This window comes from Micromonospora arborensis (genome assembly GCF_003205615.1).
Classification (GTDB): domain Bacteria; phylum Actinomycetota; class Actinomycetes; order Mycobacteriales; family Micromonosporaceae; genus Micromonospora; species Micromonospora arborensis.
Genome location: NZ_PYBV01000021.1, coordinates 169,366 through 183,884, shown reverse-complemented (window position 1 = coordinate 183,884; position 14,519 = coordinate 169,366). Strand labels below are relative to the sequence as shown.

The 14,519-nt window shown below is 69.4% G+C and carries 11 protein-coding genes; 5 read left to right on the top strand and 6 right to left on the bottom strand.

Annotation, left to right across the window (positions count from 1 at the left end; genetic code table 11):
* Nucleotides 1–28 precede the first annotated feature (28 nt).
* Both C7C45_RS18100 and murJ read right to left on the bottom strand, forming a co-directional pair.
* A complete protein-coding gene (locus tag C7C45_RS18100; protein ID WP_110564828.1) occupies nt 29–1,633 on the bottom strand; it encodes a protein kinase family protein in 1,605 nt (534 codons plus the stop codon).
* Between the two features lie 446 nt (nt 1,634–2,079).
* On the bottom strand, nt 2,080–3,819 hold the full coding sequence (murJ, locus tag C7C45_RS18095; RefSeq protein ID WP_110564827.1) for a murein biosynthesis integral membrane protein MurJ: 1,740 nt from the start codon (nt 3,817–3,819) through the stop codon (nt 2,080–2,082).
* A 127-nt stretch (nt 3,820–3,946) separates the two neighbouring features.
* Between murJ and C7C45_RS18090 the strand changes: the two genes are divergently transcribed.
* Nucleotides 3,947–5,407: a CCA tRNA nucleotidyltransferase gene (locus tag C7C45_RS18090; protein ID WP_110564826.1), complete on the top strand. Its 1,461-nt coding sequence runs from the start codon at nt 3,947–3,949 to the stop codon at nt 5,405–5,407.
* A 193-nt stretch (nt 5,408–5,600) separates the two neighbouring features.
* Here C7C45_RS18090 and C7C45_RS18085 read toward each other — a convergent pair whose 3' ends face one another.
* Nucleotides 5,601–7,133: a flotillin family protein gene (locus C7C45_RS18085; RefSeq protein WP_110564825.1), complete on the bottom strand. Its 1,533-nt coding sequence runs from the start codon at nt 7,131–7,133 to the stop codon at nt 5,601–5,603.
* Nucleotides 7,134–7,160: 27 nt separating this feature from the next.
* A complete protein-coding gene (locus C7C45_RS18080) occupies nt 7,161–7,703 on the bottom strand; it encodes an NfeD family protein (protein WP_110564907.1) in 543 nt (180 codons plus the stop codon).
* A 137-nt stretch (nt 7,704–7,840) separates the two neighbouring features.
* On the opposite strand from C7C45_RS18080, the gene C7C45_RS18075 reads away from it, so the two are divergent.
* Both C7C45_RS18075 and C7C45_RS18070 read left to right on the top strand, forming a co-directional pair.
* Entirely contained in the window at nt 7,841–8,191 is a 351-nt protein-coding gene (locus C7C45_RS18075) for a hypothetical protein (RefSeq protein WP_110564824.1), read from the top strand.
* A 34-nt stretch (nt 8,192–8,225) separates the two neighbouring features.
* Entirely contained in the window at nt 8,226–8,705 is a 480-nt protein-coding gene (locus C7C45_RS18070; RefSeq protein ID WP_110564823.1) for a methylated-DNA--[protein]-cysteine S-methyltransferase, read from the top strand.
* Between the two features lie 245 nt (nt 8,706–8,950).
* Here C7C45_RS18070 and C7C45_RS18065 read toward each other — a convergent pair whose 3' ends face one another.
* Together C7C45_RS18065 and C7C45_RS18060 are read right to left on the bottom strand one after the other, a co-directional pair.
* Nucleotides 8,951–10,030, bottom strand: coding sequence for an inositol-3-phosphate synthase (locus C7C45_RS18065; protein WP_110564822.1), 1,080 nt, complete (start codon nt 10,028–10,030; stop codon nt 8,951–8,953).
* A 23-nt stretch (nt 10,031–10,053) separates the two neighbouring features.
* Nucleotides 10,054–10,692 carry a PadR family transcriptional regulator gene (locus C7C45_RS18060; RefSeq protein ID WP_110564821.1) on the bottom strand — a complete coding sequence of 213 codons (639 nt, stop codon included), beginning with the start codon at nt 10,690–10,692 and terminating at the stop codon, nt 10,054–10,056.
* A 175-nt stretch (nt 10,693–10,867) separates the two neighbouring features.
* Here C7C45_RS18060 and C7C45_RS18055 point away from each other — a divergent pair, with 175 nt between their 5' ends.
* Complete coding sequence (locus tag C7C45_RS18055) at nt 10,868–11,317, top strand: DUF5318 domain-containing protein (protein ID WP_110564820.1); 450 nt, start codon at nt 10,868–10,870, stop codon at nt 11,315–11,317.
* A 197-nt stretch (nt 11,318–11,514) separates the two neighbouring features.
* Complete coding sequence (locus C7C45_RS18050; protein WP_110564819.1) at nt 11,515–14,412, top strand: transglycosylase domain-containing protein; 2,898 nt, start codon at nt 11,515–11,517, stop codon at nt 14,410–14,412.
* The last annotated feature ends 107 nt before the right edge of the window (nt 14,413–14,519 follow it).

The following is a 14,519-nucleotide window of genomic DNA, read 5'->3' as shown; positions in this document are numbered from 1 at the left end:
ATGCGGTGCCACGGTGTAGGCGCCGGGCTCACGACCCCTGGACCGTGATCTCCTGGACGTCGACCTGGAAGCCCCGCTCGCTGACCGGCAACTCGGTGATCCAGAACAGCAGGTACTGGTATTTCGTGTCGGCGTCGAAGCCGTCGAATGCCATGGTCGTGCCGTCGTGGTCCACGAATGGCTGCCCGATGGCGTTCTTCGCGGTCTTGTAGTTGGCCATCAGTTGCTTGTCGCCGTTGGTGGTCGACGGCGGGTTGATGGTGCCGGTGAGGAGTTGGGCGGAGGCGCCGCGCGCCGAGAGCACCGCCTGCACCGACTTGACGGTGTGCGGCGCACCGAGATCCAGCCAGATCCCCATGCCCGACTTCCGGTTGCCGAACTTGGCGGCCGTGTACGTGTCGGTGCCCCAGCCCTTGTCCGGGTCGCCGTCGGTCACCTTCTTGGCGTCGGTCAACTCATCGCGCTTCCCGTCCGGATCGATGATCCGAACATCTTTCACAGGGAGCTTGCGAACCGCGACGGCGGCCGGAGTGGCATCGCCGGCCGGAGCGCTCGAAGACGGAGTGGGGCTCTGGCTGGCCTGCGGGTCCTTGTCGCCCAGCGTGCTGATCCCGATCAGCAGACCGACCAGGGCAACCGCCAGCAGGCCGGCGATGCCCACGGCGACCTTGCGACCACCGGCCGCGGCCAACGGCGACGGCTCTTCCCCGGTCTCGGCGGCGAACCGCAGCGGGCCGCTGTTTTCGAGGTAGTGCTCCTCCTCGGCCGGCACGTCCAGTCGGGCCAACTCGGCAGCGAGCACATCGGAGGACGGCGGCGCGATCTCGGCGTCGAGCAGATCCATGGTCAGGTCGTCGAGGTACGCGGGCACCCCCGCCCGGACCTGGCGGGGTGCCGCGAGGGCACCCCCGGCGTCCCGAACGGCGTCCGGGATGGCGGCACGGCCGTGGCCGGCGGTGGCGCCGTGCAGCGGTGCCTCGGCGTGCGGCCAGTAGCCGGTCAGGGCGAAGTAGAGGACGCCGCCGACTGCCCGGATGTCGTTCTCCTGGCTGTCGGCACCATCGGTGCGCGCATCGGCCAGGACCACCCGGCCCTCATCACTGATCATGACGGTGCCAGGGTGGACGTTGCCGTGCACCATGCCGGTGGCGTGCACCGCGGCGAGCGCGCTCGCGACGGCGTTGCCGATCGCGGTGGCGCGGGCCGGGTCCAGCGGACCGTCGGCCGCCAGGTCGCGCAGGGACTGCCCGTCGACCCACTCGCGCACCACGTACGCCCGGTCGGCCTCGTCGATCGCGTCGTAGACGCCGACCAGGTTGGGGTGGATGACCCGGCTGGCCGCGACGGCGGCCTGAAGCATTTCGGTGGCGGAGTCGCCACCCGGGTAGCGCAGCACCACCGCGACGGGACGGCGCAGGATGACATCGACCCCGCGCCAGACCAGCCGGCCGGCGCTGTCGTTGTTGATGTGTTCAACCAGTTCGTAACGCTCGGCGAGGACTTCACCGGCCGTGGGAGCACCGAAGGTCATGACCGGAGGAGCGCTTTCGTCTGCCTCCTGACCCTCGCCGACCTGGGTCACCCGTCCTCCCTCGGTGATCGTGTCGATCGATGGACCCGAACTGCTGGGCATGTGGCTTCCCGCTCTGCCGTTGAAGGAACCGGCCGACCGGTGTCGACGCGCAGCGTCGGCCCCTGCCGTACCCGTCGAGAGCGACCTTACCCGCGTTGCCCGTCTCCCCGACATGTCATCTTCCCGCCGTAACCGGCGGGCTTCCGGCAGTCGAGGAACTCGTCCGGTTACGACCGTTGTCAGCCACGTTGCTGGCACATGTACTAGCTAATCTACGGCTTCACCGCAAGTGACCGACGCCGGGGCTGGACTGTTGGGGCGCTGCCGCCAACAGGCATGTTCCCACCGATCGGCTTGCCAGGCTCAGCCGTACGGGTGGTTATCCACAGGTTGATGCGGTGGTTGACCGGCGAATCGCGGAGTTATCCACAGGCGTGTCCCCAGCCTGGTGATCCGCGGTCACGTTCCGTGTGGGTGTCAACTTTCTGGTGACCGAATGCTGCCGGTCAGCGACCGAGGCGGCGGCGGACCATACCGACCACCTCGGTGATCTCTCCGATCCGCAGCAGCATGGCCAGACCCAGGTAGGTCCCGCCGATAACCGCGCCACCGACGACGAGCTGGATCGCCGCCTCGATCCAGCTCGGCCGGTCGCCGCCGGGCAGCAGGGCGATCACCAACCATCCGACCAGCGCCGCGCCGAGTGCGGCGACCACGACCCGGCCGATGGTGCGCATGATGGCACCCAGCCCGATCCGGCCGACCCGAGGCCGCAGCAACCAGGCGGAGGCAACCGCCGCCGCCAGGTAGGAGACCGCGTTGCCGATCATCATTCCGGCCGCCGCGAAGTGTGCGGCGAACGCGGCGAAGAGCACGATCTGTACGCCGACCCGCAACGCCACCACCGGGATGTTGATCAGAGCGGGGGTGCGGGTGTCCGGCAGCGCGTAGAAGGCAAAGGTGAAGAGCTGACTGATCGCGAACGGCACCAGGGCGAGTGCGGCGGCCAGCAGAACGGTGGACGTGGCCGTCGCGTTCTCGGCGGTGAACGCGCCGTACCGGAAGACCACTACCGAGATCGGGGTGGACAGCACGGCGTAGCAGACCGCGATCGGCGCGAGCACCGCTGTCACCATCCGGACACCCCGGGAGAGGTCGGCGGTGACGTCGTGGAACCGCCCGTCCGCCGCCGCGGCGGCCATCCGTGGCATCAGCGCGGTGATGATCGAGACGGCAATGATGCCGTGCGCCATCATCAGCAGCAGGAAGACGTTGTTGTAGATCAGGATGCCGGCCTGGTCCGTGCCCGCGGCCCGGGTGAGGAGGTTGACCACCACGAAGAGACCGAGCTGGTTGACCGCCACATAGCAGAACATCCAGGCGCCGAGCTGGGCCAGCTCGCGCAGCCCCAGCTCGCGGAAGTCGAACCGCCAGCGCCACCGGAAGCCCACCTTGCGCAACGCCGGTAGCAGCCCGGCGGTCTGCACCGCCACGCCGAGCAGGGTGCCGCCACCGACCAGCAGGATCCGGCCGGCACCCATATCCGACGGCTGTAGCCCCTTCGCCCCGTAGACCAGGATGTAGAGACCGAAGACGCCGATCACCACCAGGTTGTTGAGGATGGGCGCCCACATCGGCGCGGCGAAGTGACCCCGCGTGTTGAGCACCGCGGCGATCAACGCGCTGACACCGGTGAAGAACAGCATCGGCAGGATCAGCCACGACAGGTGCGTGATCAGATCGGTGTAGGCCTTGTCCTTGCCGCTGGCGTAGATGGCGGTCAGCCAGGACGCCGACACCACGGCGATCAGGGCCGCGGCGGCCAGCGCCAGCACCGCGAGGGTGAGCAGCCGCTGGGCGTACGCCTCGCCCCGGTCCGCGTCGCTCTTGCGTCGACGGACCAGCACCGGGATCAGCACGCTGGTCAGCACTCCGCCGAGCAGGAACTCGTACACCTGGTTGGGGAGGAAGATGGCCGTCGTGTAGGCGTTGCCGATCAGGTTGCCGAGGGCGGCACCGATCATCAGGTTCCGGATGAAGCCGGTGCCCCGGCTCACCAGACTGCCGACTGCCATGACCGCGCTGTTGGCGGCGGCGCTGGTCTCGCCGACGACCTCCGGTGGGGGCGCCGTGGCCTCCACGCCGGGCTGGTTCAGCGGCTCCGCGGAGATGAAGATCGCCCCGTCCGCCGGCGGCACGTTGCCGTCCGGCGTGGCGTTGGCGCTGCGGTAGAGCCCGCCGCTCATCTCCAGCCTCCCAGGGGGTATGTCGAGCCGGGCACCGACCCGCACGCCACAGACCTTAGTCAACCGTCACCCGTTACCCGCGCCCGGCGGATCGGATCACACCTCGGCCCGATAGGCTGGCGATCCCATGTCCGAAGCCTCCGCTCCCCACGCCGCCGACCGCCGCGAACTCACCGCCGCGCAGCGCAACGCCGTTGCCGAACTGCTCCGGGTCTCCCCGGTCGCCGACGAGTTGGGCCGCCGGTTCGTCCGTGCCGGCCACGAGTTGCACCTGGTGGGCGGTTCGGTGCGGGATGCCCTGCTCGGCCGACTCGGTGACGACCTCGACTTCTGCACCGACGCGCACCCGGACGAGACCCTGCGGATCCTCAAGGGCTGGGCCGAGTCGATCTGGGAGACCGGTCGGGAGTTCGGCACCATCGGCGCTCAGCGCGGCGGCCTCCAGTTGGAGATCACCACCTTCCGCGCGGAGTCGTACGACCAGGTCAGCCGCAACCCCGTGGTGGTGTACGGCACCAGCCTCGACGAAGACCTCAAGCGGCGCGACTTCACGATCAACGCGATGGCGGTCAGCCTGCCGGAGCACCGGTTCACCGACCCGCATGGCGGCCTGGAGGATCTCTCGGCCAAGGTGATCCGCACTCCGAGCACCCCCGGTGAGTCGTTCGGCGACGACCCGCTGCGGATGTTGCGGGCCGCCCGGTTCGCCGCGCAGTTGCGCTTCGCCGTGCACCCGGACGTGCACCGGGCGATGACCGAGATGGCTGCCGACCTGGACCGGATCACCGCCGAGCGGATCCGCGACGAGTTCACCAAGCTGCTCTGCGGCGCCGACCCGATCGCCGGGTTGCGGTTGCTTGTCGACACCGGGCTGGCCGAGCGGTTCCTGCCGGAGCTGACCGGTCTGAAGCTGGAGATCGACGAGCACGCCCAGCACAAGGACGTCTACGAGCACACGCTGACGGTCGTCGAGAACGCCGTCTCGTACGAGGAGGAGGGCTGCGACTTCATCCTGCGGATGGCCGCCCTCCTGCACGACGCGGGCAAGCCGGCGACGAAGGCGGTCGGACCCGACGGCCGGGTCAGCTTCCACCACCACGAGGTGGTCGGCGCCCGGTTGACCAAGGCCCGGATGAAGGCGATGCGCTACCCGAAGGACGTCACCGCGAAGGTGACCGCGCTGGTCGCGCTGCACCTGCGCTTCTACGGGTACGGGCGGGGCGAGTGGACCGACTCGGCGGTGCGTCGCTACGTCGCCGACGCCGGTGACCTGCTGCCCCGGCTGCACAAGCTGACCCGTTCGGACTGCACGACCCGTAACCGGCGCAAGGCCGCCCAGCTCGCGGCGGACTACGACGCGCTGGAGGAGCGGATCGCCCGGATCGAGGCCGAGGAGGACCTGGCCCGGGTCCGTCCCGACCTGGACGGCAACGCGATCATGGAGTTGCTCGGCGTACCGCCGGGGCCGGTCGTCGGCCGGGCCTGGAAGCACCTCAAGGAGCAGCGCCTCGAGCACGGCCCACTGGACCGGGACGCCGCCGAGGTGGAGCTGCTGCGCTGGGCCCGTGCCGAGGGCCTGATCACCTAACCCGGCCGCAGGGGCTTAGTGCGGAAGATCTTGGAAGGAAAGTGCCCACGCAGGGGCGCTTTCCTTCCAAGATCTTTACGGCTATTGGTTTTCCGCGGACCACTGGGACACCCGACTCTCAGCAGCCGAGTCGATCAGATGCGCCCACGGGCGCCACCCCGAAACCGGGAGCGGCACCCGTCGGCGTACGACGTCAGCGGGTCTCGACGGCCGTCCCGTCCACGGACGCGCCCTTGCCGGCCGGCGTGCCGTTGCCGGCCGGGGTCGACGCCGAACCGAGCCGGCCCAGCAGGCCGGCCAGGTCGATCCCGGTCAGGTCACTGCCGAGCTGGAGCCCCTGGGCGACGTTCCCGGCCACCGACTTCGTCAGCGACGAGGCACCGTCGGTGGAGATGACTGTCATCTTGTCGATCGCCCCGATCGGCGCGCTGGCCGCCTCGACCACCTTCGGTAGCACCTTGACCAGCAGGTCCAGCACCGCCGCCTCCCCGTACGCGGCGAACGCCTCGGCCTTGCGCGCCATCGCGTCGGCCTCGGCCTCACCCTTGGCGAGGATGGCCGCGGCCTCGGCCTGACCCTCCCGCTCCACCGCCTCGGCGATCGCGGAGCGCCGACGCTGCTCGGCCTCACCTTCCTTGGCGCCCTCGATCGCGTTCGCCTCGGCGAGCGCGGCCCGCCGGGCCCGCTCGCCCTCACCGGTGAGTCGGGCCTGCTCGGCGGAGGCCTGCGCGGCGGCGATGACCGACTGTCGCTGTGCGTCGGCGTGCAGCACCGCCGCGTTGCGGGACGCCTCGGCCTCCTGCTCCACCTTGTACCGGGCCGCGTCGGCCGGCTTGCGCACCTCGGTGTCCAGTTGGCGCTGCTTGAGTTCGGCGTTGCGCTCGGCGACCTTCTGCTGCTCGGAGAGGATCGCCTGGTCCCGCTCGGCCTGGGCGAGTGGCCCGGCGGCGGCGGACTTCGCCTTCGCCGCGTCGATCTCGGCCTGGATGCCGGCCTGCTTGAGGGCCAGGTTCCGATTCGCCTCCGCGATGGCCTCCTCGGCGAGCAGCCGCTCCTGCTCGGCCTGCTGCCGGGCCCGAGCCTCGGCGATGGCCGCGTCCTTGAGCACCCGGGCGGCCTCGGGCCGGCCCAGGTCCTGAAGGTAGGACCCCTCGGCGAGGATGTCCTGCAACTGGAAGGTGTCCAGCACCAGGCCCTGGTTGGTCATCGAGTGCTCGGCCTCCTCGGCGACGGCGCTGGCGAACGCCGCCCGGTCCCGGATGACCTCCTCCACGGTGAGTCGACCGACGATCGAGCGCAGCGCGCCGGCCAGCACCTCCCGGGTGAAGTTGTCGATCTCGTCCTGCTGGTGCAGGAACCGCTGGGCGGCGGCCCGGATCGCGTCCTCGGTGCCGCCGACCTTGACGATCGCCACACCGTGCAGGTCGGCGCGGATGCCCTGCTTGCTCACCGCGCCCCGGATGCCGACGTCGATCCGCCGGCTGGACAGGTCGAGCGACTGGAGTTTCTGCACCACGGGCAGCACGAACACCGAAGCGCCCAGCACGACCTTCTGCCCGGAGTTGTCGGTGGAACGGCCCCCGTCGGCGGTCTGGGTGGTGCGGCCCTTGCGGCCCGTGACGATGAACGCCTCGTTCGGCCCGGCGACCTTGATCCGGGAGAGCACGAAGAGCACCAGGATGAGCGCGAGGAGGACCGCGCCGCCGATGGCGATTAGCAGGGCCATAAAGGAGTCCCGTCTGCGAGGTGGAGGTCAGTAGGTCTCGACGTGCACGCTGGTCTCGCTGAGCGCCTGCACGACGAAGACCCGGGTGCCGATCGGTATCGGCTGATCGGCACGGGCGCTGAGTTTGACCGGTTGGCCGGCGAGGCGTACCCGGACCTCGCCGTAGCCGCCGACCGGCACCGGGGTCACGACCAGGCCGATCGCACCGACCAGGTCGTCACGGGTGGGGGTGGGGTCGGTGCGCATGTTCCGTGCCGCCCGGCTCAGCCGGGACGCCAACCAGCCGGTCGGCACGGCCGCGAGCACGCCGCCGACCGCCGCGCCGAGGACCATGCCCGGTGTACGCGCACCGAGCAGCTCGTTGACGATGGCCCCGCCGAACCCGAACGCCCCGGCGAAGCCGGCGACCGTCTCGAGCGAGATCGGACCGTCGACGTCGGCGTGCCCGAACTGGAACAGCTCGGTGCCGAGCAGAGCGAGCGCGAGCACCCCGATGCCGGCTGCGCCGATGATCAGAAAGACGAGCGTCCCCGTGGCCACGACCTGCACGGTATCGATGTGGCGCAACATCTGACGATCGCGTTCGATCAAAGGTGATCTTGTTTTGGTGTAGATCGAAAACAGGGCAGCGCCCGACGGCTCGGGCGCGTTATCTTCTGCGCCGCCGGCAGATCGTCCCGGTCAACACGCATCGAGAGGACCTGCCCGTGGCCGACCCAATCATCCCGAACGTCGTGGTCGTCTTCTACATCGTCAGCCTGGCGTTGACCGCGGTCGTGCTGCTGGGCGTCGCGATCACCTCGTTCGCCACCACCTCCCGGGTCGACCGGGTGCTGGCCGGTATCGGTGGTGCCCTCGCCGGCTACTACGCCTACTACCTGCTCAGCTCGAACGACGAAACCGTCGCGATCTTCTACGGGGCGCTGCTGCTCCCCTTCTACGCCGGGCGCAAGCTCTACCTGGGTTTCCGCGACCGCGACCGGGCCCGCGCCGAACGGGCCGCGGCGAAAGAGGCGACCCAGGCCGCCGAGGAGTGGCGCTCGGCCCGACGCTGGTAGCCCTGCCGGCAGCGGCGTCGGGGAGAATGGGTTGATGCGCTGGACCGTGCTCGACTCACCGATCGGTGAGTTCTCCGTCGCCACGGACGGCACCAACGTGTGTGGCGCGTCGTTCGGACGGGTCGAGGCAGCGGTCGACGAGCCCGGTGACGCGTTGTCCCGGCAGATGGCGACCGAGCTGCGGGCGTACTTCGCGGGTGAGTTGACCGCGTTCACCGTCCCGGTGTCGATGCCGCGCGGCTCCGACTTCGAGCGCGCCGTGTGGCGGGAGATGACCCTCATTCCGTACGGGGAGACGCTGACGTACGGCGAGGTTGCCCGCCTGGTCGGCGATCCCGGCGCGGCCCGGGCGGTCGGTGTGGCCTGCAACCGCAACCCGGTGCCGGTGATCGTGCCGTGTCACCGGATCGTCGGGGTGGGCGGCAAGCTGGTCGGGTTCGGTGGAGGCCTGCCCCGCAAGATCAAGCTGCTGGAGTTGGAGGCCGGGGTCGCGCTGCGCCACGCGTGGTCCTGACCCCCAGCCGGCCCGGCCCGGCCCGGCCCGGCCCGGCCCGGCGCATGATCGACTCCACATCGCCGATGTTGCGGTGTCCGGCTGCTCGGATGCCGCCATGCCGGCGATATGGAGTCGATCACGCCGCCACCACCACCCCGCCGCCGGTGACTCGGCCCCGGGCGTACCCGAAGGTGTCGACCTGAACGCGGCGAGGGCCGGGTCCAATCGGACCCGGCCCTCGGCCGTGCTTGGTGCTCAGCGGGTCAGCGCTCGACCTCGCCGGCGATGAACTCCTCGACAGCCTGGTGGGCGTCGTGGTCGGCGTACTGCACCGGCGGGGACTTCATGAAGTACGACGAGGCCGACAGGATCGGGCCGCCGATCTTCCGGTCCAGCGCGATCTTCGCGGCGCGGACCGCGTCGATGATGACGCCGGCCGAGTTCGGCGAGTCCCACACCTCGAGCTTGAGCTCGGCGTTGAGGGGGGTGTCACCGAACGAACGGCCCTCCAGGCGGATGTACGCCCACTTGCGGTCGTCCAGCCACGGCACGTGGTCCGACGGGCCGATGTGCACGTCGCTCTTGCTCATCTCGTGCGGGATCTGCGAGGTGACCGACTGGGTCTTCGAGATCTTCTTCGAGACCAGCCGCTTGCGCTCCAGCATGTTCATGAAGTCCATGTTGCCGCCGAAGTTGAGCTGGTAGGTGCGCAGCAGCTCGACACCGCGGTCCTCGAAGAGCTTCGCGAGCGCGCGGTGCACGATGGTGGCACCGACCTGGCTCTTGATGTCGTCACCGACGATCGGCAGGCCAGCGTCCTCGAACTTCTTCGCCCACTCGGGGTTGGAGGCGATGAAGACCGGCAGGGCGTTCACGAACGCGCAGCCGGCGTCGATCGCAGCCTGCGCGTAGAACTTGGCGGCCTGCTCGGAACCGACCGGCAGGTAGCAGACGACAACGTCGACCTGCGCGTCGCGCAGCGTCTGCGCCACGTCGACCGGGGTGGCGTCGGACTCCTCGACGATCTCGCGGTAGTACTCACCCAGACCATCGAAGGTCGGGCCGCGCTGCACGGACACGCCGGTCGGCGGCACGTCGCAGAGCTTGATGGTGTTGTTCTCGCTGGCGACGATCGCCTCCGAGAGGTCCATGCCCACCTTCTTGGCGTCCACGTCGAACGCCGCGACGAACTCCACGTCAGAGACGTGGTAGTCGCCGAAGGCGACGTGCATCAGACCCGGGACGCGGTCGTTCGGGTCGGCGTTCCGGTAGTACTCGACGCCCTGAACCAGGGACGAGGCGCAGTTACCCACACCGACGATGGCGACGCGGACGGAGCCCATAGCGTCTGCCTCCTTCTTTTCTGTCACGGCCGCTCATTCCTGGTCTCTCCAGGCGGAGGCGGGCTGTTGTCTTCTCGTCGGCCGCCGGCTGTCCCGATGTTCGGGACCGTCGGGGCTCGGCCGGAGCGCTCGTTGGCGATGAGCTCCTCCAGCCAGCGGACCTCGCGCTCACAGGCGTCAAGGCCGTGGCGCTGCAGTTCCAGGGTGTAAGCGTCGAGGCGCTCGGCCGCTCGGCCCAGCACGTCACGAAGCCCTTCGCGACGCTCCTCGATCTTGCGGCGGCGACCCTCCAAAATGCGCAGTCGGGTCGCCTGGTCGGTCCGGGCGAAGAACGCGAAGTGCACCCCGAAGCCCGTGTCGTCATACGTCTCGGGCCCGGCCTGTGCGATCAGCTGGCCGAAGCGTTCCTTGCCTTCCGCGGTGATTTTGTAGACCACCCGACCTCGTCGGCTGGTCAGCGCGGGAACCTCCTCGGCGGTGACGGGTGTCTCAGCAGCTTCGGTGATCCATCCCGCCGCCTGCAGCCTGCGTAGGGTCGGGTAGAGCGAGCCGTAGCTGATTGCCGCCCGGATCGCGCCGAGTTTGGCGGTCAACTCCTTGCGCAGCTCATAGCCGTGCATCGGAGACTCCTGCAGGAGGCCGAGGATGGCGAACTCAAGCACTGGCCACCCTCTCTTTACCCTCCCGGCTGAAGTGGTAACCGCCGCGATGTATCGGACCGATACATCGCACGTTAGCGGGTCGCACGGGCCAGGGCAAACCCCCGCTCCGAGATGCTCTCGTCACGGATCGTGAGCGTGGTCGCCTGCTCGGGCCGGACCGCGTACCCTTCTCCGCATGCGTACGCAGCGCCAGGTCGTCGACTACTCGCTTCAGAAGCGAGCAGTGCTGCGTGAGCTCCTGGCCGGCCGGGTCGGCACGTACGACGTCTGCGACGCGTCGCCGTACCTGAAGAACGCCGCTCGGTTCCACGGCGAACCGACCGACCGGCGCTGCCCGATCTGCCGCAGCGAGAACCTGACGCTCGTCCACTACATTTACGGTGACGAGCTCAAGCAGTCCGCCGGGCAGGCCCGGACACTGACCGAGCTACCCGTGCTGGCGATGACGCTGCGTGAGTTCCAGGTCTTCGTGGTGGAGGTGTGCCTCGGCTGTGACTGGAACCATCTCGTCGAGCAGTACCTGCTCGGCCGGGACGGTCTGACCGGCGACAGCGACGGCACCGGCGAGCAGGACGTTGCTGCCGCCGAAGGTGCGGGTCGGCGGAGGCGAGAGGCGCAACGGTGATCACAGCTGGTTGGACCGGCCCCGGGGCCATCGACGAAACCCGGGACGACCAACCGCTCGTTGGTCCGATTGGCCCGTTTGGTACGGCAATGACCTCGGTGAAGCGGCACCCCCGTGCCGGTGTCCCGGGTGAAGCAACTCACGGCAACCCGGTGGCGGCGCAGTCGCGCCCCACCGCGACCGGCAGGGTGTGAGGAATGAACTCGTACGGCGATCCCAGTTCTGCGCGCGGACGGGCCCAGTACCCGGGCGCGGACGGCGACCCCGGGTCGGGAGCGAACGACGCGTCCCGCCGACCCGGCGGTGACTCCCGCGGGAGTGGCTGGTCGGCTTCGGAAGGCGGCGCGGCAACCCCGGGCCGTGCCTCGGTGACGCCACGGGCCGCCGGTGGGCGGGCCTCGGTGGGCGGTTCAGCCTCGGTGCCGTCGCGTGGCACCGCAGCGGCCGGATCCGCCTCGGTGGGTTCGGCAGCCCCGGGCCGGGCGTCGGTGCCGGTGTCGCCGGCACCGGGTGTGGCCGCCGGTCGCGCCGGCGCGGGCCGGGCCTCGGTACCCGTGTCCCCGGCGCCGGGAGCACCGGCAGGTCGGGCCGTGGTCGGTGCCGCGGCAGTGGGTGCCGCCTCTGTCGGCACCGCTTCGGCGGGCCGGGCCAGCGTCGGCTCCGCGTCAGTGGGTGGCCGGGCCAGCGTCGGCTCCGCGTCAGTGGGTGGCCGGGCCGCGGTCGCCCGGGCGAGCGTCTCTCCAACCTCCGGTGGCCCGGGTGGCCCGGGTGGGCCCAACGGTCCGGGTGGGCCGGGCGGCCCAGGTCGAGGCGGTCGTGGTGCGGGCGGCTCGGCTGCGGCGCGGGCGAAGAAGCGCAAGCGGATGAACCTGCTGATCGCCGGGGTCGCGGTCTTCATCATGCTCGCCGGCATCGGCGTGGTCGGGTTCACCTACTACTCGACCAACGTGGTCATGCCCAACGAGTTGCCGTTGCCGCTGTCCACCACCGTGTACGCCAAGGACGGCAAGACCCAGTTGGCCAAGCTGGGCAGCGAGAACCGCACCTTCGTCACCATCAACCAGATCCCGGAGCACGTGCAGCATGCCGTGGCGGCAGCCGAGGACCGGAACTTCTACCGGCACTCGGGCGTCGACTACAAGGGCATCGTCCGGGCCGGATGGAACAACATCTCCGGTGGTGACAAGCAGGGTGCCTCGACCATCACCCAGCAGTACGCCCGCAACGCGTTCGAGAATCTCCAGGACGACACGTACGGCCGGAAGGTGAAGGAGGCCATCCTCGCCTCCAAGCTGAACGACGCGTACAGCAAGCCGGAGATCATGCAGCACTACCTCAACGTCATCTACTTCGGACGGGGCGCCTACGGCATCGAAGCCGCGGCGCAGACGTACTTCGGCAAGGCGGCGAAGGACCTGAGCGTGGGCGAGGGTGCGGTGCTCGCGGCGGTCATCAAGCAGCCGCAGCCGAGCGAGACCCACCGGGGCTTCGACCCCGCCGTCAACCCGACCGACGCGAAGTCGCGGTGGGACTACGTCATCGACGGCATGAAGAAGGAAGGCTGGGTCGACGCCCCCAACCAGCCCGCGGCGCCGACCGAGTACCCCAAGGTGCTGGCGCCGAAAAAGGGCGGGAACGGGTTCGGTGTCGACAGCCCGCGCGGCAACGTCATCAACTACGTCCGCCAAGAGATGGACACGATGGGCCTCTGCTCCGAAAGCGGCGCGGCGGGCAAGAAGAGCTGCGTGGACGCGCTGCGGGACGACGGCTACCGGATCACCACCACGATCGACCCGAAGCTGCAGACCGCCGCCGAGAACATCGCGATGCAGTCGAAGAAGGGTTCGTTGCTTTACACGCAGCCGAAGAACCTGATGGCTGCGGTGGTCTCGATCGACCCCTCGAAGGGTCGCGTGCTGGCCTACTACGGCGGTGACAGCGGCGCCGACTTCGACTACGCCGGCAAGAACATCGACGAGAACGGCGACCTGGTCGGTGGGCACCAGCCGGGCTCGTCGATGAAGGTGTACACCCTGGCCGCCGCGATCGAGGCTGGCATCTCGATCAAGTCGCACTGGGATCCGACGCCGTACAAGCCGGAGGGCTCTTCGGTGGCTATCGGAAACGCAAACCGCACCAACCTCAAGTGCGGCAAGTGGTGCACCCTCGAAGAGTCGACGGTCCAGTCGTACAACGTGCCCTTCTACTGGGTCACCAAGGAGATCGGCGCCGAGAAGGTGGTCGACATGGCGAGGAAGGCCGGCGTGACCACCATGTGGGGCGTCGACCCGCGGGTGGCCTTCGACCTGTCGAAGAAGGGGCCGAACCCGTTCGACAACTACACCGGTTTCGGCAAGTACCCGATCACCGTGTTCGACCACGCCAACGCCATGGCCACGTTCGCCAACGACGGCAAATACATCAAGGCCCACTTCGTCGTCAAGGTGGAGCAGCAGGACAAGGACACCGGCAAGTGGAAGGTGGTCGGCAGCGAGCGCATCAAGCCGGACCAGCGGATCCCCAAGAAGATCACCGACGAGGTCACCGGCGTCCTGAAGCAGATCCCCCGCCCCAACGACATCTCCCTGGAAGACGGCCGCCAGGCCGCCGCCAAGACCGGCACCTGGGAGTACGACGACAAGGACAACTCGCACGCCTGGACGGTCGGCTACACCCCGCAGATCGCCACCGCGGTGTGGGTGGGCAGCCGCGACATAAACAAGCCGCAGATCCGGCTCACCGGCGGCAAGGACGTCGGCGGCTCGAACCTTCCCGGCCCGATCTGGGAGAAGTTCATGAACACCGCCCTGAAGGGCCAGGAGGAGATCCCCCTGCCCAACCCCACCGGTGAGGGTGACGTCACGAAGGGCAACGGCGAGGAGAAGAAGGCGCCGCCACCACCGATCTTCCCGGGCGGCCCGCCGCCGCCCTGCGACCCGCTGACCAACCCGTTCTGCCAGGGCACCCCCGGTGGCCCCCCGGGCGGTAACCAGGGCGGTAACCAGGGCGGCAACAACCCGAACAATCCCGGTGGACCCGGGACAGGTGGCGGTGGCGGTGGTGTGCTGCCCAGCCTGCCACCCAACCGGGACTGACCCGCACCACCGCATCACGCCGCCGCTGGCCGGACGACCTGTCCCGGCCGGCGGCGGCGTTTTCCTACCGGTATCTCCGCGCCGGGACGGGACGGACACCCCTGTCG